The sequence below is a fragment of the Amycolatopsis sp. NPDC049253 genome (assembly GCF_040678995.1).
Taxonomy (GTDB): Bacteria; Actinomycetota; Actinomycetes; order Mycobacteriales; family Pseudonocardiaceae; genus Amycolatopsis.
In genome coordinates this window covers 1-19,811 of the sequence record NZ_JBFAQX010000045.1, presented here as the reverse complement: position 1 = coordinate 19,811, position 19,811 = coordinate 1, and the positions used below count along the sequence as shown (strand labels likewise).

At 72.6% G+C, this 19,811-nt stretch carries 17 protein-coding genes, 1 tRNA gene and 1 pseudogene; 9 read left to right on the top strand and 10 right to left on the bottom strand.

Annotated elements, in window-relative coordinates; all coding sequences use genetic code 11:
• Window positions 1-8 precede the first annotated feature (8 nt).
• A complete protein-coding gene (locus AB0K15_RS45270; protein WP_364066794.1) occupies window positions 9-1,394 on the bottom strand; it encodes a PLP-dependent aminotransferase family protein in 1,386 nt (461 codons plus the stop codon).
• Window positions 1,391-2,284 (bottom strand): sigma factor, encoded by an 894-nt coding sequence (locus AB0K15_RS45265; RefSeq protein ID WP_364066792.1) that lies wholly within the window; start codon window positions 2,282-2,284, stop codon window positions 1,391-1,393. Before AB0K15_RS45265 ends, AB0K15_RS45270 begins: the two co-directional genes overlap by 4 nt.
• A gap of 114 nt (window positions 2,285-2,398) precedes the next feature.
• Here AB0K15_RS45265 and AB0K15_RS45260 point away from each other — a divergent pair, with 114 nt between their 5' ends.
• Window positions 2,399-2,875 carry an Rrf2 family transcriptional regulator gene (locus AB0K15_RS45260; RefSeq protein WP_364066861.1) on the top strand — a complete coding sequence of 159 codons (477 nt, stop codon included), beginning with the start codon at window positions 2,399-2,401 and terminating at the stop codon, window positions 2,873-2,875.
• A 64-nt stretch (window positions 2,876-2,939) separates the two neighbouring features.
• On the opposite strand, the gene AB0K15_RS45255 is transcribed toward AB0K15_RS45260, so the two are convergent.
• The 3 genes from AB0K15_RS45255 to AB0K15_RS45245 all read right to left on the bottom strand — a co-directional run bounded on the left by AB0K15_RS45255 (window position 2,940) and on the right by AB0K15_RS45245 (window position 5,813).
• Entirely contained in the window at window positions 2,940-3,353 is a 414-nt protein-coding gene (locus AB0K15_RS45255; protein WP_364066790.1) for a cupin domain-containing protein, read from the bottom strand.
• A gap of 140 nt (window positions 3,354-3,493) precedes the next feature.
• A complete protein-coding gene (locus tag AB0K15_RS45250) occupies window positions 3,494-5,062 on the bottom strand; it encodes a TROVE domain-containing protein (protein ID WP_364066788.1) in 1,569 nt (522 codons plus the stop codon).
• 418 nt (window positions 5,063-5,480) lie between these two features.
• Window positions 5,481-5,813 carry a nuclear transport factor 2 family protein gene (locus AB0K15_RS45245; RefSeq protein WP_364066786.1) on the bottom strand — a complete coding sequence of 111 codons (333 nt, stop codon included), beginning with the start codon at window positions 5,811-5,813 and terminating at the stop codon, window positions 5,481-5,483.
• A 113-nt stretch (window positions 5,814-5,926) separates the two neighbouring features.
• Here AB0K15_RS45245 and AB0K15_RS45240 point away from each other — a divergent pair, with 113 nt between their 5' ends.
• From AB0K15_RS45240 to AB0K15_RS45220, 5 genes and pseudogenes are all read left to right on the top strand, one after another.
• Entirely contained in the window at window positions 5,927-6,739 is an 813-nt protein-coding gene (locus AB0K15_RS45240) for a MerR family transcriptional regulator (RefSeq protein ID WP_364066784.1), read from the top strand.
• 78 nt (window positions 6,740-6,817) lie between these two features.
• A pseudogene (locus AB0K15_RS45235) lies at window positions 6,818-8,584 on the top strand (MFS transporter); the annotation flags it as partial.
• 88 nt (window positions 8,585-8,672) lie between these two features.
• The gene (locus tag AB0K15_RS45230; protein WP_364066782.1) at window positions 8,673-9,461 is read left to right on the top strand and encodes an IclR family transcriptional regulator; all 789 of its coding nucleotides are present in this window, start codon (window positions 8,673-8,675) and stop codon (window positions 9,459-9,461) included.
• 271 nt (window positions 9,462-9,732) lie between these two features.
• A complete protein-coding gene (locus AB0K15_RS45225; protein ID WP_364066780.1) occupies window positions 9,733-10,215 on the top strand; it encodes an ATP-binding protein in 483 nt (160 codons plus the stop codon).
• 309 nt (window positions 10,216-10,524) lie between these two features.
• Complete coding sequence (locus AB0K15_RS45220; RefSeq protein ID WP_364066778.1) at window positions 10,525-11,742, top strand: AI-2E family transporter; 1,218 nt, start codon at window positions 10,525-10,527, stop codon at window positions 11,740-11,742.
• A gap of 9 nt (window positions 11,743-11,751) precedes the next feature.
• Here the strand turns inward: AB0K15_RS45220 and AB0K15_RS45215 are convergent, their stop codons facing one another.
• The 3 genes from AB0K15_RS45215 to AB0K15_RS45205 all read right to left on the bottom strand — a co-directional run bounded on the left by AB0K15_RS45215 (window position 11,752) and on the right by AB0K15_RS45205 (window position 17,397).
• On the bottom strand, window positions 11,752-12,213 hold the full coding sequence (locus AB0K15_RS45215) for a hypothetical protein (protein WP_364066776.1): 462 nt from the start codon (window positions 12,211-12,213) through the stop codon (window positions 11,752-11,754).
• Between the two features lie 102 nt (window positions 12,214-12,315).
• Window positions 12,316-14,724, bottom strand: coding sequence for a LuxR C-terminal-related transcriptional regulator (locus AB0K15_RS45210; protein ID WP_364066772.1), 2,409 nt, complete (start codon window positions 14,722-14,724; stop codon window positions 12,316-12,318).
• A gap of 111 nt (window positions 14,725-14,835) precedes the next feature.
• Complete coding sequence (locus AB0K15_RS45205; protein ID WP_364066770.1) at window positions 14,836-17,397, bottom strand: LuxR C-terminal-related transcriptional regulator; 2,562 nt, start codon at window positions 17,395-17,397, stop codon at window positions 14,836-14,838.
• 146 nt (window positions 17,398-17,543) lie between these two features.
• Between AB0K15_RS45205 and AB0K15_RS45200 the strand changes: the two genes are divergently transcribed.
• Window positions 17,544-17,756 (top strand): hypothetical protein, encoded by a 213-nt coding sequence (locus AB0K15_RS45200; RefSeq protein WP_220242519.1) that lies wholly within the window; start codon window positions 17,544-17,546, stop codon window positions 17,754-17,756.
• A 242-nt stretch (window positions 17,757-17,998) separates the two neighbouring features.
• On the opposite strand, the gene AB0K15_RS45195 is transcribed toward AB0K15_RS45200, so the two are convergent.
• Together AB0K15_RS45195 and AB0K15_RS45190 are read right to left on the bottom strand one after the other, a co-directional pair.
• On the bottom strand, window positions 17,999-18,133 hold the full coding sequence (locus AB0K15_RS45195; RefSeq protein ID WP_364066768.1) for a hypothetical protein: 135 nt from the start codon (window positions 18,131-18,133) through the stop codon (window positions 17,999-18,001).
• 72 nt (window positions 18,134-18,205) lie between these two features.
• Window positions 18,206-18,478, bottom strand: a complete 273-nt coding sequence (locus tag AB0K15_RS45190; protein ID WP_364066766.1) for a hypothetical protein — start codon at window positions 18,476-18,478, stop codon at window positions 18,206-18,208.
• Between the two features lie 176 nt (window positions 18,479-18,654).
• Between AB0K15_RS45190 and AB0K15_RS45185 the strand changes: the two genes are divergently transcribed.
• Both AB0K15_RS45185 and AB0K15_RS45180 read left to right on the top strand, forming a co-directional pair.
• A tRNA-Ile gene (locus AB0K15_RS45185) sits at window positions 18,655-18,728 on the top strand.
• A gap of 454 nt (window positions 18,729-19,182) precedes the next feature.
• Window positions 19,183-19,539, top strand: coding sequence for a hypothetical protein (locus AB0K15_RS45180; protein ID WP_364066764.1), 357 nt, complete (start codon window positions 19,183-19,185; stop codon window positions 19,537-19,539).
• Window positions 19,540-19,811: the final 272 nt, after the last annotated feature.

The following is a 19,811-nucleotide window of genomic DNA, read 5'->3' as shown; positions in this document are numbered from 1 at the left end:
CAGCCGAGTCACCACGGGGCGATCTCGGCGCCCTCCAGGAGCCCCGCCAGTGTGTCGAGCGCCGGGTGCCACGAGTGTTGCGGTGGGGTGGCGTAGCCGAGGACCAGGCCGGCGCGGTCGTCGGTGCCGTGCCAGTAACCCGACGTGTGCAGGCCCAGCAGGCGCACGCCCCCGCGGAGGCCGGCGTCGACGAGGCGCTTCTCCTCGTGGCGCGACGCCAGGGGGAGCAGGGCGTGGAGGCCGGCGGGGACGCCGTCGAGGGGAACGTCGGTGAGGGTCGCGAGGCGGGTGGCCAGCTCCGCGCGCCGCTTCTGGTAGATGTGCCGGGCGCGGCGGACGTGGCGGTCGTAGTCGCCGCGCTGAAGCCGATCGGCGAGGGCGAGCTGGTCGGGGGCGCCGACGGACGCGCCGGTGACGGCCAGCGCGTCGAGCACCGGGATGCGCAGCCGCGGTGGCAGCACGAGCCAGCCGAGACGCAGACCCGGCGCCAGGGACTTGCTGGTGCTGCCCGCGAAGACCACGCGCGACGGGTCCAGCGCCTGCAGCGCGCCCACGGGCTGTTTGTCGTAGCGGAACTCGCCGTCGTAGTCGTCCTCGATGACGAAGCCGTCGCGGGCGCGGGCCCAGTCGAGGAAGGCCGTGCGCAGCTCGGGGCTCAGCACGACGCCGCGCGGGTGCTGGTGGGCGGGCGTGAGCAGGACGGCGCGGACGTCCGGGGCCAGATCGGCGGGGTCCGCTCCACACGGGCCCACGGGAAGGGGTGCGGTCGCGAGGCCGGCACCGTGGACGAGGCGCCGGTGGTGCACCAGGCCGGGGTCCTCCGTGCCGATCACGGACATCCCCGACTCCCGCAACGCCCGCGCCAGCAAGGCGAGCCCGTGGGTGAAGCCGCTCGTGATCACGACCGCCTCGGCCTCGGCGCGAACGCCCCGCGTTCGTGACACGTAGGTGGCCACCGCTTCGCGCAGAAGCCGCGAGCCGGCCGGGTCACCGTAGTCCAAACTGGACGGTCCCGCCGCCGCCAGCGCGCGCTTCACCGCAGCCGACCACAGCGCGTGCGGGAACAGGCTCAGATCCGGCCGCCCCGGCCGCAGGTCGAGCAGGCGCGGCTCGACCTCCGGCACCGATTTCGCCGTGGGGAGCCGGGTTTCGGCGACGCGGGTGCCCGACCCGGTCGTGCTCACCAGCCAGCCCTCGGCCACAAGCTGGGCGTAGGCCTCCACGACGGTGCCGCGCGCGATCCCCAGGTCGTCGGCCAGGCTGCGGGTGCCGGGCAGGCGCGTGCCGGCCGGCAGCCGCCCGGACGTCACCGCCTCGCGCAGCGCGGCCTCGATCGACCGCGCCCGCGGTTCGCCGCCGGCCTCGAGGTGCAGGTCGATCCCGAGCGAGCTCACCTCGCGACCGCCGCGGCCAGCCGGGCGAGCTTCGCCGGGTTCACGACGAAGAACACCTGGTCGATGCCCAGCGGCGACGCGTCCACCCAGCACGCCGCGAGCGGTTCGCCGCCGCGGGAGACGAGCACCACGTGCTGCCCGTTCGCCGCCACGACGGAAGTGTCGGCCCGCTGCCCGTGGATCCCGACCGTGCGCACCAGGTACTGCGCCACCCGATCGCGGCCGCGGACCGGTTTGCGCGCGGCCGTCACCGCGCCGCCACCGTCCGAGTAGGCCACGGCGTGCTCGGCCAGCAGGCTCTGCAGGCCCTCGAGGTTACCTCGCTGCGCGGCCGCGAGAAACGCCTGCAGCAACCGGTCGCGCTCGGCCGGGCTCACGCGCGCGCCGCGTTCGCGGGTGACGTGGCCCCGCGCCCGGTGGCCCAGCTGGCGGGCGTGCTGCTCGGTGATGTCGAGGAACCCGGCGATGTCGCGATAGGGGTAGTCGAAGGCCTCCTTCAGCACGTACACCGCGCGATCCTGCGGCGTCAGCCGTTCGAGCAGGACCAGCACGGCGAGCTCCAGCGCCTCGCCGCGCTCCACCGTGACGTCGGTGCCGTCGGCGGTCGGGATCGGCTCGGGCAGCCACGGGCCGACGTAGAGCTCGCGGCGCGCCCGGGCCGAGGTCGCGGCGGTCAGCGCCAGGCGGCTCGCGGTGGTGACGAGGAAGGCCTCGGCGTTGCGCACCGCACCGCGATCCGTGCCCTGCCAGCGGATCCACGTGTCCTGCACCACGTCCTCCGCGTCGGCCGCCGTGCCCAGCAGCCGGTAGGCGATGCCGAACAGGCGCGGGCGCACTGCTTCGAACGCCGCCACCGCGTCGGTCAGTCCGCCACCGGCCACTTCGGTCACTTCGCCGCTCCTCGTGCGCTGCAGGGGATTCCGATGGTGTCAGGTGCGCTCCCGTGCCCGCAACCGGAACCTTGACTTCCAGGGTCCAGATTGTCTAGGGTGGCGGCCGTGCGGATGAACCAGGGTGTCGAGTGGTCCGTCCACGTCCTGCTGTCGCTCACGTGGCTCGACGACGACGAACCGGTGTCCACCGCGTCCCTCGCGGCCAGTTACGAGCTTCCCGTGGCGTACCTGAACAAACAGCTGCAGGCCCTCGTGCGTGCGGGGCTGCTGCGTTCGCTTCCGGGCGCGCGCGGCGGGTTCGTGCTCGCGCGCCGGCCCGAGGACATCACGCTGATGGACGTGGTCGCCGCCATCGAGGGCCGGGAGCTCGCGTTCCAGTGCACCGAGATCCGGCAGCACGGGATGGGCCAGGAGGCGCCGCAGAGCGCGTTCCGCCGCAAGTGCGCGGTCGACTCGGCCATGCAGCACGCCGAGCTCCAGTGGCGCAAAGCCCTGGCGGCCAAGACGATCGCCGACATCCGGGCCGAAGCCGACAGCCACGCTCCTTCGGCCGCGCGGCTGGCCCGCAAGGCCTACGGGCGCGGCTGACGAGAACGGCCTGCCGTCTCCGGACCGGAGACCGCAGGCCGGAGACCGCAGGCCGGACAGGAGTTCAGGCCGAGCGACGGGCCTTCGGATGACGCAGGTGGTCGCGCTCGCGGATCTCGTCCTCGTCGAGGAACGTGAGCATCGGCACGTCGGGCGCGCAGACCATGCAGACCACGAACTTGCTCGCGATGTCCTCGCGCAGGTTGCCGGCCTGGTAGTGCACGACGTCGCCGCCGGGCTCCCAGAACGCCTCTCCCGCCTTGATCGGGTAGGGCTCCTCGCCTTCGAGCTCGAAGAGGATCTCGCCCTCGAGTACATAGCCGAACACAGGACCGGAGTGCCGGTGCGGGCCGCTGCCGGGGTCGCCCGGCGGGATCGAGACGGTGCCGACCATGAAGTGCGCGCCTTCGGGGACGAACGGCGGCGTCTGCGTGAGCAGGTTGTCGTAGGTGCTGCCTGAGCCGGGTGAAAGGATCATACGGCCAGGTTAGGTCCGCGTCCGCGCCTGTCACCGGACCAATCGGAGCCCGATTTCCTGTACCGGTCGGCAAAGGCGCCGGCGGGCACACTGTCGCGATCGGACGGTGGTCACCCGGGACCACCGTCCGATCGCGACGGTCAGAACGGCCAGTCGGCGTCGCGCCCGGCCTCCAGCAGCGGGATCATCCGGAAGGCCTGGTCGGTCAGCCCGCCGAACGTGTGCCGATTGCGGCCACCGCTGGGCGCGTGGCCACGCTCGTACCCGGCGAGGTTCCACGTGTACAGCGGCGTGGCCGCGGGCACCGCCTTCCCGACGTCGCCGTGGGCGGCCTGCTCGTCGGTGAGGATCACGACGCGGTCGTGGCCGCGCTCGTGCTTCCCGACGGCCAGCGTCGTGTCGGTGCCGCTGCCGAGGAAGTACCCGTCGGCGCTCCAGCGGTCCACCGACTTCAGCAGCGACTCCCGCTGCCGCAGCGGGAACTCGCGGGTGTTGTCGGAGAAGGACACGACGTCGGCCTGCTCGCACCGCTGCCCGAGCGCGAGCCCGAACACCGCGGCCGCGTCCCAGCGCTTCAGCGTGCCGTCCTTCGAGAACCGCGAGGTCATCGACCACGAGGTGTCCACCAGGATCAGCGTGCGGCCCGGCAGCACCGGGACGTTGGCGAGGGAGTGCGTGATCGCCTGCTCCAGCGCCCACGCCCACCGCAGCGACGGTGCCGCCCGGTAGGCCGAGAGGAACCGCATCGGCAGCTGCCGCGACCGCGCGACCTGCTCCGGGTCGGCGAGGCGCGTGGCGACACCCTGCGCCACCTCGTCGGAAACCCCGGCCTGGTCGAAGTTGCGCAGGTTGCGCAGCAGCGCCATGTAGCCCATCGACGGGATCATCGACTCCCATGCGGCCGCGGTCAGCGGCCCCTGGAGCCACCCGGCGAGCGACTCCCACGTCATCCCGGCGCGCCGCAGCGTCTCGGGCGCCGTGGCGGACTCGACCAGCTCACGCCGCCGCTCGGCCGGCCACGCCGTCAGCTCCCGGTGCGCGCCGAGCGTTCCGAGCACGGCGGGGATCTCGCGGCCGGCGTGGAACCGGACGTCGAGGACGTGCTCGAACAGCGCGTCCTGCCAGCCGGCGCGCGGGCCGGCGTGCGTCAGCCCGAGGACGTCGGCGAACCGGAACCCGCGCGCGTCGGAGTCCCACTTGAGGTAGGAGCTCTCGGTGTAGAGGCGCTGGGCGGCGTCGGCGATACCGCGCTTCACCGGCTTGGGCACGGTGCGGCCGTGGACACTGGTCCAGTAGGCCAGCAGCTCACCCGGCTCGTCGGCGCGCTGCAGGACGCTGTTCACGACCTGGCGCGAGAGACCTTCGAGACCGGCCTCCCGCCGTGCCGCCGCGAACTCGGCCGCGCCGACGAGCGCGGCGGTCCGCAGGTTCGCGTCCCGGCGCAGCCACGCGAGGAAGCGCACCGTCCACTCGGGATCGGCCAGCGTCGCGGCGCGCACGAGCTCGGCGTACCGGGTGTCGCGCTGCTCGGCGCTCTCGTAGAAGGTGTGCTCGCCGACCAGGTTGGTCACGGCGAGCAGGAACAGTTCGCTCCGGGCATCGCGCGCGAAGCCGGCCCCGCCTTCGTAGGTGCGCCCGCTCGCGACGGCCTCGCTGGAGATCGGCGAGCGGGCCGCCCGCAGCGCGCCGAGGATGTTGAACTTGGCCATGGGCCGACCCCCTCTGTGTTGTGTGTCGGTCGTGGGAGGGGAGCAACGGTTTCAGGTGTGCCCGAGAAAAAGTCGGCCACGGTACATTTTTTGCCGCTCTACCGAATTGAGCTACACCCCGATCGGCCGGGGTGACGGGATTCGAACCCGCAACCTGCCCGTTGACAGCGGAAGTAACCGTCACCTGCGCACCGGGCACACCTGAAACCGTTGCTCCCGAAGAAGTTTCCGGTCCGGTTCAGGTGTGCCCGAGAAAGATCGGCGACGGTGTACAGGAATCGAACCTGCGAGCACCAGTGAAGTAACCGTTGCCTGCGCACCGGGCACATCTGAACCTTCGGCTCCCCGGCGGACCCGGGAGCGTGCGACCACTGTAGCCCGGCCGATCCGGTGGTGTCGCGGGGTTTTCCCGGCCGGGTCAGGGTTCGATGACCAGCCGGGAGATCAGCCCGTCGTCGAGGGTGAAGCGGAAGTGCAGGTCGACCCGGCCACCGGGGAAGTCGCCTTCCAGGTGGTGCGTGGCGACGTAGTGTTCGCCGTCGATCCGCTCGGTGGCGATCAACGTGCTGGTGTAGGTGTATTCGCTCGCGGCGCCCTCGAGCCAGGCGCGGATTTCGGCGGGGCCGTGGTAGGTGTGGCCGTCGTCGGCGACGGTGGCGTCGGGTGTGAAGTGCGGCAGTGCGCGGTCGGCGTCGCGGGTTTCGTGCGCGGCGAGGTACTCGGTGACCGGCTGGGGCAGTGCGGTGGTCATGGGGGGCTCTCCTGGGATCGGTGGCGAGTGACCGCACCACCGTCGGCCCTCTCCCGGGGAGAGGGTCAAGCCCGAGTTGACCCTCTCCCCGGGAGAGGGTGCACAGTGGTCTCATGCGGTCAGGTCTGACGATCGGCGAGTTCGCCCAGCTCACGCGTTTGAGCGTGCGTACGCTCCGCCGGTACCACGAGGCGGGGCTGCTGGCGCCCGCGTCGGTCGACGACGCCACGGGCTACCGCTACTACGCGCGCGAGCAGATCCCGAACGCCCAGGTGATCCACCGGCTGCGCGAGCTCGACGTGCCGCTCGCCGAGGTGAAGCACATCCTCGCCACGGGTGATCCGCGAACGCGCGCCGACCTCGTCGCCGGGCACCTGCGGCGGCTGGAGGACCGGCTGGACCGCACCCGCGCCGCGGTCACGTCGTTGCGGCAGCTGCTGAAGCCGGACGTCGAGGAGCTGGCGGTCGAGCTGCGCTCGGTGCCCGCGCGCACCGTCGCGGCGATCGAGGCCACTGTGGACCTCGGCGACGTGCTGGAGTGGTACGACGCGGCGATGTCCGAACTGGACGCCGCCGTCGCCGGGCGCGAGGGCTTCGCGCCGCCGGGTGGCCAGTACGACAACGAGCTGTTCACCGCCGGCCGCGGCACCGCACTGGTCTACCGGCCGGTGCTCGACGCGCCGGCGGTCGGTCGCGTTGCGCCGCACACCCTGCCGGCCACCGAGCTCGCCGTGACGGTGCACATCGGCGAGCACGACGACATCGACGTCACCTACGGCCGGCTGGGCGACTGGGTGGTGGCACACGCGCTCGCGGTGGCCGGTCCCGTGCACGAGACCTACCTGTGCGGCCCGCGGGACGACCCGGATCCGCGGTCGTGGCGCACGGAGATCGGCTGGCCCGTGTTCCGGGTGTCCCCGGCCTGAGACCACGAGGGTGGAGGCTGACGGGGGTCGGCCGCCGCCTCGGCAGCGGCGCGGATCCGCTCGGCCCCGCCGCCGGGTTTGTCGCCGGGGTGCTGGGAACGTGGGCCGAGCGGCTCGCCGTCTCCGAGCCTGATCCACCGCGTCGGCGATGATCAGACGCTGGACGGGGAAGCGGCCGCTCCGGGCGACGTACGACACGGCGGCTCGCACGCGGACTCCTCCGCGCGCCCGGCCCGAGGAGTCGCCGTTGTCGGCCGCACCGTCCGCCCCCCGCATCCTCCACCTGGGCGCCGCTGCGCCGGCACGTGTTTCCGTGCCCTGTGGTTCGCGCAGCTGGGCTCGAACGTCGGCAGCTGGATGCAGTCCGTCGGTGCGCAGTTGACGGTTGTGCACCAGCCCGGCGCGGCCACGCTGACCCCGATCGTGCAGGCCGCGAGCCTGATTCCCGTGCTGTTCGTGTCGTTGCCCGCGGGGGTGCTGGCCGACGTGCTCGACCGGCGGCGGATCATCGCGGTGCTCACGGCCGTGATGGTCGTGATCACGGGGATCCTGGCGGTGCTGAGCAGCCAGGACCTCGTGACACCGGCGACGCTGATCACGATCACGCTGCTGCTCGGCGTGTGCCAGGCGCTGATGAGCCCGGCGTGGCAGGCGATCCAGCCCGAGCTGGTCTCACGCGAGGAGCTGCCGGCCGCGGCGGCGCTGGGCAGTCTCAACGTCAACATCGCGCGGGCGGTCGGGCCGGCGCTGGCCGGGTTCGTGCTGGCGCTGACCGGGCCGGCGGTGGTGTTCGGCATCAACGCCGTGTCGGACCTGCTGATCCTGGCGGCGGTCTTGACGTGGCGCCGCACCACCACGGAGCCGGCCGGTCCGGCGGAACCCCTGCTGCCCGCCTTGCGCGCGGGCATCCGGTATGTGCGGTACGCGCCCGGTGTCCGCCGGATCCTGGTGCGCGCCTTGGTGTTCGTGCTGCCCGCGTCGGCGTTGTGGGGGCTGCTGCCGGTCGTCGCCGCTGTCCGGCTCGGTCTCGGTTCCGGCGGCTACGGCGTGCTGCTCGGCGCCCTCGGCCTCGGTGCGGTGGGCGGCGCGGTGCTGATGCGGCCGATGCGCGCGCGGTTCGGCCGCAACACGCTGCTGGGGGCCGCCACCATCGCGTACGCGGTCGGGGTGTTCGCCGCCGCGCTGCTGCCGAGCGCCGTGGTGGTCGCCCTCCTGCTCGTGCTGGGCGGCGCCGGCTGGCTGGCGGGACTGTCCACTTTGAACACCACAGTGCAGCTCGCGCTGCCGGCCTGGGTCCGCGCGCGGGCGTTGGCGGTGTACCTGATGATCTTCCTGGGCGGCCAGGGCGTCGGCGCCCTCATCTGGGGGCTGGTCGCCGCCGCGGCGGGCGCGGCGGCGACGCTGGCCGTCTCCGGTGTGCTGCTCGTGCTGGGCGCGGCGTCGCTGTTCGTGCTCCCGATCCACGCGCGCACGGGCGAGCTGGACCGCACGATCGTCACGCCGTGGCCGGAACCGGAGATCGCCGTCCTCGCCGGCGCCGAGGAGGCCCTCGACCCCGCGGCGGGGCCGGTGCTGGTCGAGGTCTCCTACCACGTCCCGGCCGAACGCTCGGCCGAGTTCCTGGCCGCCCTCGCGCGCGTCGGCGTCTCGCGCCGGCGCACGGGTGCGCGCCGGTGGAGCGCCTACCGCGACCTCGGGGTGCCCGACCGCTACGTCGAGGTGTTCGAGGTGGCGACCTGGGCCGAACACCTGCGCCAGCACCACGAGCGCATCACCGGCCAGGACGCCGGCCTCTACCGCGAGGCCGCGGCGTTCTCGCCGGAACCGCCGTCGACGCGGCACCTGCTGGCGAACCGACCTCCGGAGAGCTCTTCGGTACCCGGACAACCGGGAGATTCGCGGCACCCTCGCCGAGCGGAATACAGTCCTCCGCGTGAGCAGAAGCGAGGGCGTGGCGGGCGTCAACCCGCCGCAGTACCCGATCGAATCCGTCGACAACGCGCTCAAGCTGCTGCTGCTGTTCGGGGAGCGGTCGGAGGTGCGGCTGGCGGAGGTGAGCGAGTACCTCGGCGTCGCCTCGTCCACGGCCCACCGGCTCATGGCGATGCTGCTCTACCGCGGGTTCGTGCGGCAGAACGCGGCCACGAAGGCCTACGAGCCGGGTACGGCGCTGACCGGCGTGGCGTTCTCGATCCTCGAGCGGTTCGACTTCCGCCAGGTGCTGCGGCCCTACCTCGAACGCCTCAACGCCGAGCTGCGCGAGACCGTCCACCTCGGTCTGCTCGACGGCACGAGCGTGCGGTTCGTCGACGCGATCGAGAGCCCGCAGGCGGTCCGCGTCGCTTCGCGGCTGGGCAGCTCGCTGCCCGCGACCTCGACGTCGTCGGGCAAGGCGATGCTGGCCGGTCTCACCACCGATCAGCTGCGGGTGCTCTACCCGGACGAGCGGATCGCCGGGCTCACCGACCGCAGCGTCCGCACCCGCGGTGACCTCGAAGCCGAGCTCGCGCGGGTGCGCGAGCGGGGCTACGCCACCAGCGCCGAGGAGAGCGAGGCCGGGGTGTCGTCGGTGGCCGTCGCCTTCCCGGTGACCGTGGGGGCCGGCCGGATCTCGTTCAACGTCGCCGTGCCCGCGAGCCGCATGCCCGAGTCACAGCAACTCGTCGTCGCGACGGTGCTCCAGGCGATCGTGCGAGAGGCGACGCCGCTGCTGCACAGCTGAGTCCCTGCTTTCCGGGCGGCGGTGACCTGGGCGGGCCTTCCCCGGCGCCGGCGGACAGAACCTTTTCACCTTCGTTCCTCGCCCCGGAACGGGTACCGCGGAGGTGGTCGGCAAGCTCCTGGCCAGGGAAAACGTGTCGCCGAGCCGGCCTTCATGTCCACTGTGTACCCGGGCTGCACGGTGACCGCGGCCATCTCCGGTGATTCATTCGTGACCCGATCGGGTAAGTCGACAGGAAGTGCGCTTACCGCGGATCGGGGAGGTGGTGGCGTTGACCGGGGCCCGAAGCGCCGGCCGGCCGGGCACATGGGTGCTGCCGCTGCACGGCACCACGGCGGCGACGGTGCGGACCATGCGCAGGTGGGTGTCACAGCACCTGGACACCTTGGGTGACGAGCACCGCGACGACGTGCTCCTCGTCGCCACCGAACTGCTGGCCAACGCCCACGACCACGGCGACGGACCACGCCACCTGCAGCTGTGGCACAGCCTGCGCCCGTGCACCGTGCGGGTCGAGGTGGCCGACCGCAACCTGGTGCAGCCGACCATGGGGCTGTCCCGCCTGCCCGGCCCGCGCGGCCGCGGGCTCCTGCTGGTCGACCGCCTGTCGGTGACCTGGGGCGTGCTGCCCGAGACCGAGTTCGAGCGCAAGACGGTGTGGGCGCAGATCCCGTGCCTCGGCCGGTGCCCCCGGTCCGGGCGGACGGGTGATCAGACCACCTACGGCGGCGGATCCGGCGAGCTGGCCGGCTGAGGCCGCGACTGTCCCCTGTGGACGCCGTGACCCGCCGCGGGTGACGGCGTCTCCACGGCCCGCCCCGCGCCTCGCGTCCTCGCGAACCCGGCTGCGGGAGCCCCGCCGCCGAAGCTCCCGCCTTGCCGGGCCAGGTCTCATCCGGCGCGGGTGAGGCGGGAGCCGTGTGCGGACGGTGACCGTATCCCCGGGACCCACCGGCCGGAGCCGCCGCGCAGGTCCGGCCACACCGGAGTGACATCGGGGAGTCGCCCGTCGACGCGGGGCACCGCCGCAGTACCCCAACCCGGACGAGGGTGAGGTGGTCTCGTGAAGCTGCGCGGACGAAGCGGTGCCACGAAGCGCAAGCGCTCCGGCCCTGCGCCCGTCGCGCCGACTTTCCCGCCCGGGAGCGCGCTGCCGCGGGTGCTCGTGATCATGGTCGGCGCCGCGTCGGTCGTCATCACACTGGCCGGCCTGCGGGCGATCGCGTTCATCGTCGGGCCCGTGTTCCTGGCGATGGTCATCGTGGTCACCGCGAGCCCCGTGCAGGCCTGGCTGCGGCGCAAGGGCTGGCCGCGGTGGCTCACGACGGTCGTGCTCGTCACGGTGGTCTACTTGGTGATCGTGAGCCTGGTGTTCGTGGTGATCGTGTCACTGGCACAGCTCGCGACGTTGCTGCCGACCTATGCGTCGAAGGCCAGCGACCTGCTGCGGTCCGCCACCGACAAGCTCGCCCAGTTCGGCGTGGGACCGCAGCAGCTGCGGGACATGGCGTCTTCACTGGATCTCGGCAAGCTCGCGAACTTCGTCGGTTCTCTGCTCTCCGGCATCGGCGGTGTGCTCACCAACCTCGTGTTCCTGCTGGCGCTGCTGCTGTTCCTCAGCACCGAGGCCACCTGGGCCGACAAGCGGCTGGACGCCATCGACACCGACCGGCCGTGGCTCACCGCCGCGTTCCACCGCTTCGCCGCGGGCACCCGCAGCTACATCCTCGTGACCACCGTGTTCGGCTTCATCGTGGCGGTGCTCGACGGGGCCGCACTGGCGATCATCGGTATCCCCGTGCCGATCCTGTGGGCCCTGCTGGCCTTCGTCACCAACTACATCCCCAACGTCGGGTTCGTGTTGGGGGTGATCCCGCCGGCGCTGCTGGGCCTGCTCGACGGCGGCTGGGAGAAGATGATCGTCGTCGTCGCGGTCTACTGCGCGCTGAACTTCGTGGTGCAGTCGCTGATCCAGCCACGCTTCGTGGCCGGTTCGGTCGGGCTCTCGACGCTGGTGACCGTGCTCTCCCTGGTGTTCTGGACGTGGCTGCTCGGCCCGCTGGGCGCGATCCTCGCCGTGCCGGCCACCCTGCTGATCAAGGCGCTGTTCGTGGACATCGACCCGACGGCGGGCTCGGCCGACGCGCTCATCCGCATGGTCGCCAGAGGCCCCGACGGTCCGGTGCCTGGCGAAGAGCCGGCCGAGGAGCCCGAAACACCGGCGAAAACCCGTGCGGACACCGGTGCGGACCCCGGGGAACCGGGGCCCGCACCGGCCTGACCGCCCCGGTCAGAGCTTCTTCATCTCCTTGCCGTGCACCGCGAGTGCGTAGATCACGAGCACGTCGACGGCGATGACGATGATCGACCACAGCGGGTACGCCGGCAGGAACGCGAGGTTCACGATCGCGCTCAGGCCCGCGAGGACGATGCCGGTGATCTGCGCCGCCCGGTTGCCCATGAAGACGCCGATGCCGACGACGATGAGCAGCGCGCCGAGCGCGAGGTGCACCCAGCCCCACGTGGTGTAGTTGACCGAGACGACGAGGCCCGTCTCGTCGACCACGAAATACCGGGTGTTGAGCAGTGCGACCAGCCCTTCGATCACCTGGAACGCGCCCAGCAGCATCATCATGGTCGCGGCGAAGGCGACCCACCCGGTCCAGCCGCTCGGTATCGACTGGGAGTCCGGGGGACGGCCGGTGGTTCCGCCGGCCTCGGTGTGCGGCGCTCGTGCTCCCGTGTCGGTCATGGTGAGAGTCCTCTCGTGTCCGCGGGATCCGTGCCCGTGCCGGGCTTGCGGAAAGCGTCGGACTCCGGCGCGGGTCCGGCCTCATCTGTCGCGGATGAAGCCTCACGCGAGACCGTGTTCGCGGGCGACGAGCACGGCGTCGCGGCGGTTGGTCACACCGAGCTTCACGTAGATCGCGCGCACGTGGGTCTTGACGGTGTTGACGGACACGGTCAGGTCCGCCGCGATCTCGTCGAGTGAGCGTTGCGACGGCAGCCGCTGCAGCACGACCTGCTCGCGCTCGGTGAGGCGGTCGTCCGCGGGCGCGGGGTCGAAGCGCCGCAGGCGGTCGCGGACCGAGGCCGCGAAGCCGTCGAGCCGGCCGAAGCCGCCGGAGTGGTCCACGAGCAGGTGCCGCACGGCCGGGTCGGCCAGCGCGAACGGCCGCACGAAGTCACCGCCGATCGCCAGGCCCAGCGCGTGTTCCAGCGTCCGCAGCGCCTCGGTGCGGCGGCCGGCGCGCAGGGCGAGCGCGGCTTCGGTGAGCTCGACGTCGACGGGGGTGGTCGGCAGCAGCGCCGCGCGGCGGGTGCGCACCGCGGCCGCCGCCTCGTCGGGCCGGCCGGCGGCGAGGTGCGTCCACGCCTGCATCAGGTCCAGCTCGCGCGTGTGGGGGAGGTGGTCGCGGGCCCACAGCAGCACTTCGTTGGCGTGCAGGGGCTCTCCGAGGAACACGGCCGCGTGGTGCTCCAGCACGGCGACGAGCGCGGCCGGGCCGGCGGCGAGCTCGCCGAGGTCGTGGCGGGCGCGGCGCATGGTCTCGAGCCCGTCGCGGCGGTCCTCGCCGTCGAACTGCGCCGCGCCGTCGAGGAACGCGCCCAGCGGTGTCGCCGCGTCGCGCGCTTCGCGGGCGGCGGACGCCGGATCGAGCCGCAGCAGGTGGTCGCACGCGAGGACGAGCCGGCACACCGCCAGCCACGGCGAACGCGGCCAGCCGTGCCGGGCGGCGAGCTCGACGGCTTCCTGGCAGGCCGCGCGAGCCACGTCCTGGTTGCCGCCGAAGGCGCCGGCCACGGCGAGCGCGGCCAGGCCGTGGAGCACGAGGTAGTCCTGGCCGTCGCCGCGCGCGGTGTCGAGGGCGGCGCGGACGCGCGTGGAGGCGTCGCGCCACGCGCCGCGGTAGAGCGAGGACCACGCGCGGTCGAGCTCCGCCCAGGTGCCCGGCCCGGTCGGTCCGGGCCCGGGGGGACGGCGGCCCTCGGCCAGTGCGTGGTGGCGGGCGAGCACGGGGTCGTCCGGCGGTTCGGTCGGATCGCCGCTCTGGACGGCGGCGAGCGCGCGGGCCGCGCGCAGGCCGGGATCGACGTCGTCACCCAGGTGCGCCAGGGTTTCCCGCACGGCGTGGTCGTCGCCGGCCAGCAGGCACGGGATGGCGTGGGCGTGGAGGAGCTCGACGATGCCGTCGCGGTCGAGGCCGGCGACGGCGTGTTCGAGGGCCTCGCCGATGCGGTCCTCGTTCGCGAACCAGCGCGCAGCCGTCGCGTGCAGCTCGCTCGCGAGGCCGGGGTAGCGCAGGTCGAGGTCGGCGCGCAGGTAGGAGCGCAGCAGCGGCTGCACGCGGTAGGAGGCGCTGGGGTCGTCGATGCGCGCGACGAGGAACGTGTGCCGCTCCAGCTCGGCGAGCACGGCGCCGGCGTCTTCGCGCGCGGCCAGCTCGCGGGCCAGCGCGGCCGGCACGGCGTCGCACACGCTGATGCGGCGCAGCAGCTCGGGCGCGCCTTCCGGCAGGCGGGCGAGCACCTCGTCGGCCAGGAACCCGGCCACGGAGCGGTCGTCGCCGTCGAGCTGGGTGAGGAAGGCGTCGACGTCGGCCCCGGTCCGCAGCGACACCGCGGCCCAGTGCACGGCCGCGGTCCAGCCCGCGGTGCGCTCGACCAGCCGGCGGATGTCGTCCTCGCCGCAGCGCACGCCCGTGACCCGCAGCAGCTGGGCGGTCTCCGCGGTGGTGAAGCGCAGGTCGTCCGCGCTGACCCGGGCGAGGTCGCCCTGCACCCGCAGGCGCGCGAGCTGCAGCCGGGGGTCGGCTCGCGCCGCGAGCGTGAGGCGCAGCCCGGCGGGCGGCGTGCGGATGAGCGCGGTCATGTCGTGCAGCGGGCCGGCGTCCACGATCTCCTGGAAGTCGTCGAGCACCAGGCACACCGGGGCGGGCAATGCGTCGAGGGCGTCGACCAGCTCGGCGAGGAAATCGGCGCGGCTGTCGCCTTCCGGTGCCGCGACGGCGTGCACCCGGCTGTCGTCGGGCACGGTTTTGTCGAGCGCGCAGAGGATCGCGGACCAGAAGCGGCGCGGGTCGTTGTCCTCCGGGTCGAGCGAGACCCACGCGACGGGGCGGGTCGTGGCCCACTCGGCCAGCAGCGCGGTCTTGCCGAAGCCGGCGGGCGCGCAGACGGCCGTGACGGGGCTGCCGGCGGCCGCGTCGAGGGCGTCGAGCAATCGTGGACGCGTCACGAAATCCGGTGGCAGCAAGGGCATTGTCACCTTCGCGCCCGGCACCCGCCACCGGTTGGTCCCCGACCGGCCGGCTCCACCCACGCCTTCGACCGTAGGACGTCGCCGTGACGAAGTAAGGGCCGAACGTCCCAACTAACTGTCCACGAGACCGCGCCGGACGGCCGAACGCACGGCCTCCCGTCGCGAGCCGACGCCGAGCTTCCGGTACAGAGCGCGGACGTGTGTTTTCACGGTGTTGGGCGACACCATGAGGTCTCCGGCGATCTCGTCGAGCGAGCGGACCGTCGGCAGCAGGCGCAGCACCGTCCGCTCACGCTCGGTGAGCGCGACGGCGTCGGGCTGCCTGCCGCGGACGGCGCGGGCCCGGCGCAGGTCGGTGGTGAAGCGGTGGCCGCCCGGCACGTCGAGCAGCGCCAGGTCGAGCACCTCCGGAGCCGCGGTGACGAGGGGGCGCAGCACGCCCTGCCGTTCGGCCGGGCCGAGCGCCTTCGCGACGGCGCGGCGCGCGCGGACGTCCTCGCCGCAGCGCAGGGCGATCTCCGCTTCGAGCAGCCAGGCCGTGACCGGCGTCCACGCCAGCACGGGGTCGACCGCGCCGTCGAGCAGGGGACGCAGCAGGTTGCGCGCGTGGCCGTCGCGGCCGAGCACGACCTGCGTGCTGGCGCGGACCAGGAGGATCTCGGCGGCCGACGGGATCCGTTCGCGCGCCCAGGCCAGCACGTCGCGGGCGGTTTCGCCGCGGCCGAGGCGCGTGGCGGCGTCGTGCTCGCAGACGGCGGCGAGGGCGACGATGCCGTCGGGCAGGGGAGCGGGGCCCTCGGCGACGCGGGCGTCGGTCATGCGGCGCAGCCCGGCCGAGCGCTGCCCGCCGTCGAAGCGCGCGGCTCCTTCGAGCGTCGCGGTCAGCAGAGAGAGGCCGCCGTGGCCGAGGCCGTCGGTGGTGGCGAGCACGCCCGCGGCGCGGCCGACCTGGGCCAGGCAGGCGGAGGCGTCGGCTCGAAGCAGCGCTCCGCAGGCCAGGATCAGCGAGGTTTTCGCACCGGTGACGGTGTTGCGCCAGCCGTGGGTTTCGGCGAGCGTGTCCGCGTCGTGGGCGAGGGCGGTCATGGCGCGGAAGTCGCCCGCGGCCGCGGCGACGCCGGCCAGCACGGTGAGGCACTGCTGTTCCAGGTGCCCGTGCCCGTGCGCGCGGGCGAAGGCCAGCGCCGACTCCACGGGCCGGTGGGCCTCGACGGCGCGGGCCGAGGCGAGCAGCGCCTGGCCGGTCTCCAGCAGCGTCATGGCGTTGAGCGCGGAACCCTGCTCGGCGACGGCGTCGATGTCGCCTTCGAGGGAGCCCGCGGCGTGGGCGAAACGGGAGTCGACGAGCCCGCGCAGCGCGTGCAGCTCGGGCGACGGCTCGCGCGGCCATGCGCGTTCGGCGAGCGTGACCTGGGCGCGCGCGGCGCCGGGCCGGGCGGCGTCGAGGTGCTCGAGGGCGCCGGTGAGGGCGAGCCACGGGTCGTCGCCGACCACGTCGTCGCTGAGCGCGGCGCGGGCCCGGCGCAGCACGTCGTGCTCGCCGGCGAGCAGCAGGTCGAGCGCGTGGCGGCGCAGGAGGTCCGCGACGAGCGCGGCGTCACCGGCTTCGAGTGCGTGCGACACGGCGTCGCCGGCCTGGTGGCGCGCCCGCAGCCACTCGGCGGCGCGGCGGTGCAGCGCGGGCACCCGGCGGGGCGTGCGCAACATGAGGTCGGTGAGCAGGTGGGCGCGCAGCAGCGTGTGCAGGCGGTAGATCCGGCGGCCGGCGCCGGTGCGGAACAGCATCGCCGTGCGGTGCTCCAGGTGCGCCAGCAGCTCGCCGGCGTCGGCGCGACCCGACAGCGCGGTGGCGAGCGACGCGGAAACGCTTTCGCAGACGCTGATCTCGCGCAGGAACTGACGTTCCTCTTCGGACAGTGGCGCGAGGACCTCGTCGACGAGGTAGGCACTCACCGTCGGGTCGGTGCCGGTGAACTCCGCGCCGCTCTTGAGGGTTTCGGCCGCCAGGCGCAGCCCGCTCGCCCAGCCTTCCGTGCGCGTGACGAGCCGGTCGACCTGCTCGGGGCCGATGGTGACGCCTTCGGAGGCGAGCAGTGCCGCGGCTTCGTCCGGGCGGAAGCGCAGGTGGTCGGAGCGCAGGTCGGCGAGCCGGCCGGACAGCCGCAGCCGGGCGAGGGGCAGCGGGGGGTCCCACCGCGTCGACAGCACGAGCCGCAATCCGCGTGGGCGCAGGCGAAGCAGCTGTTCCACGTCGCGCAACGGTTCCGTCGCCACGAGCTCGTGCGCGTCGTCGAGGACGAGGCGCAGCGGTTCGGGCAAGGTGTCGAGGGCGTCGACGAGATCGGCCAGGAAACTCGGGCTGACCGCGTCGAAATCGTGCAGGCCGGGCGCCGCCGGGCTGAGCGCGTCGAGGAGCCCGGAGCGGAACCGGTACTGGTCGTTGTCGGCGGCGTCGAGCGAAAGCCAAGCCGCGGAACCGAGTCCGCCGCTGCGCAGCCATTCCGCGAGCACCAACGTCTTGCCGGACCCCGCGGGCGCGCACACCATCGTCGCGGCCTCCGGCGCGGCGCGATCGAGCGCGGTCAGCAGCCGCGGCCGGGACACGAACCCGTCCGGCAGCCCGGGCACAGTCCTCTTGCGCCGCGGCACGCGCGGCTTTTCCTTGTGGGACACCCTCTTCTCCCTCCGGTCCCGCAGTCACCCACTCTCGCACGCCCGCCGCCCGAACACGAGCTCATCCGGCACGGGCGAGGACGCCCACCCGTGCACGCGCGACCGTTGCGGCGAGGGGCGCTCGAAGGGCCAGACGGGAGGCTCAGGTGTCGCAGTCCAGCTACGTGTTCCGCGTCTCCGGCCGCCTGTCCGACCGCGCCGCCCACGCCGTCGTCGACTTCGGTGAGCTGGAAGTCGCCGCCGCCCCACCCGAAACGATCATCTACTGCCACGTCACCGACGAGGAACGCCTGCACCGCTTGCTGAGCCTGTTCCGCGTCCTGGGCCTCGACGTGGTTTCCATGCACCAAGTCCCGTGATTTTCCCGAGGGCACGGCTTTTTCACCCGCCTCGGCGTTCGGGTGAGCTTCGCGCGCCCGGCCAACACCCCGTGGTGGAGCGGCGACGTACCGGTTCCGCTCTTCACAAAGGAGCCCAAGCCCGTGCGTCACGGACGGTAACGGCCTTTGCGTGGTCTCGGTGTGGTTCCCGCGGCGATCGTCGTGTCGCCGAGCACGCCGGGGGCTTTCAACGCGTTCGTGCTGAACACGGTGCAAAGTTCTTACCCCGCGACGACGTTCCACGCGATGTTCGACCAGACGAGACCGAAGGCGTTCGGCTCGATCTGGTTCACGTATGCGGCCTGCGCGGGCAGGGTGGTCACACCGACTTCGACGGTGACCGGCAGCCGGGACATGCCGTGCTCCTCATCGACGAAACCGCCGCCGTCGAACAACCCGTGATCCGACTTCGGGCCTCGGCTGCGCACTCAGCGCGGCCGAGGCGACGGCCGCTGCGGCAGCTCGTCCACGAGAATCGCGTCCAGCCGCTCCGAAGCCCTCCGCAAGCTCCGCACCAGCAGCCGCACCAGGATCCCCGCGGCGACGACGGCGAGCACCCCCAGGCTGATCACGCCAGTGTGCTCCCCCAGCACGTCCCGGTAGTGCCGCGCCAGGAACCCGAGGGCGATCCCGCCGGCCAACGCGTCCGCCACCGCCAGCCGAACCAGCCACGGCCTCGGCGGACGTTGCGCGGCACCCATTGCTCAACCCTCCAGGCCCGGGTCGTGGTGGCGACGTCCTTGCAACCTAGACGACCCGCCCTGCTCCACGGCACAACCACAACCTGATCGGCCTACTCCGCAGGTCTGCCCGGGGCGCTGTGATATTTTGGATCGAACTGGGGCTCATGTGCTATTGCAAACGGGGCGTCAGTGAGGGGCCGGTAGCTCAGTTGGTTAGAGCAGGGGACTCATAATCCCTTGGCCGTCGGTTCGAGCCCGACCCGGCCCACTCCTCAAGCCTATATTGTGCCTCTCACCTGCGCAAACGCGGTCATTGGTTGATCTTCGGCAAGGCTCTTGGCAAGGTGTCAGCAGCTGGCGCAGTGCTGGGATCCAAGGGATTGTCCGAGACCCCGCCAGGCCAAACCGCCGGCATGAAGGCGGCCGCCGCCGCGGGCGAAGCGCAAGGCGAGGCCCGCCCGCGCGCAGCGGCGGATCTCGTAAGACCAGACTCCGCTCATGCCCGGTGCGTAGCGAACGGGTGCCGAACGGTTCGCCGCGGTACCACTTCGTAACGCGGCCTGCGCATCCCTGGTGCCGCGAGTGGCAACAGCGCCCGAGATGATCGCGGAATGGCTCGGCCAGGCCATGTTCGCATCAGCCGTCGGAGTGGTGTGCGCGGTGTGGCGGTCCACTGCCCTGGGCTCGCGGTGGTGACCACACTGGTGTGGTCTCTCGGCGCCATGGACACGTTGTCCGGTAGTGGACCCGTGCACCGGCGCGGGTCGCTGATCGCACCGCTGTGGTCGACGGGGCCGCTCCCGCCGCTGACGCCGTGGTGTTCGGCGCCCCAGGGCGCTGGCGGCGGCCGACGCCCCGACGCCAGTATCGCGTCCGCTGCCAGGATCGCCGCGAGCCGGTTGGCGAACACGGCGGCGGCCGCCGGCATCGTCGCGAACAGCTCGAGCCTCGGATTGGTTCGCGCCCAACAAGTGGTCAGCGCCCCGAGCTGGATCACCATGGTCACGCTGAGCCTGAACAACGCCGGTGCGACGCCGCTGCCCGCGGTCGACACCGCCAGTAGTACGGGCAAGCCTTGAAGTGTCTTCAGTCGAGGCTCGGGGGGTCTTGCGAGATATAGGAATTGACATACCCTCCAGGATTTCATTGCGGATCAGATACAGCGGTTCATCGAAGGAGTGTTGAAGCTTTGACCACTAAGACCATGTCTCAGTAGGTGAGTTTCTTGTAGCAGGTGAGGGTGGCGGCGTGGGGTGTACCAAGGATCTTGGACAGGGCCTCCTGTCTGAGAGGATGGGTGTATGCCCGAGCAGCGTCGGAGATTCAGCGCTCAGTTCAAGGCCGAGGCTGT

Coding starts and splice junctions, on each gene's coding strand:
- AB0K15_RS45210 (WP_364066772.1), bottom strand. CDS start 14,724: ATGCCCTTGCTGCCACCGGATTTCGTGACGCGTCCACGATTGCTCGAC.
- AB0K15_RS45260 (WP_364066861.1), top strand. CDS start 2,399: ATGAACCAGGGTGTCGAGTGGTCCGTCCACGTCCTGCTGTCGCTCACG.
- AB0K15_RS45240 (WP_364066784.1), top strand. CDS start 5,927: ATGCGGTCAGGTCTGACGATCGGCGAGTTCGCCCAGCTCACGCGTTTG.
- AB0K15_RS45215 (WP_364066776.1), bottom strand. CDS start 12,213: ATGACCGACACGGGAGCACGAGCGCCGCACACCGAGGCCGGCGGAACC.
- AB0K15_RS45250 (WP_364066788.1), bottom strand. CDS start 5,062: ATGGCCAAGTTCAACATCCTCGGCGCGCTGCGGGCGGCCCGCTCGCCG.
- AB0K15_RS45180 (WP_364066764.1), top strand. CDS start 19,183: ATGGACACGTTGTCCGGTAGTGGACCCGTGCACCGGCGCGGGTCGCTG.
- AB0K15_RS45255 (WP_364066790.1), bottom strand. CDS start 3,353: ATGATCCTTTCACCCGGCTCAGGCAGCACCTACGACAACCTGCTCACG.
- AB0K15_RS45245 (WP_364066786.1), bottom strand. CDS start 5,813: ATGACCACCGCACTGCCCCAGCCGGTCACCGAGTACCTCGCCGCGCAC.
- AB0K15_RS45190 (WP_364066766.1), bottom strand. CDS start 18,478: ATGGGTGCCGCGCAACGTCCGCCGAGGCCGTGGCTGGTTCGGCTGGCG.
- AB0K15_RS45195 (WP_364066768.1), bottom strand. CDS start 18,133: ATGTCCCGGCTGCCGGTCACCGTCGAAGTCGGTGTGACCACCCTGCCC.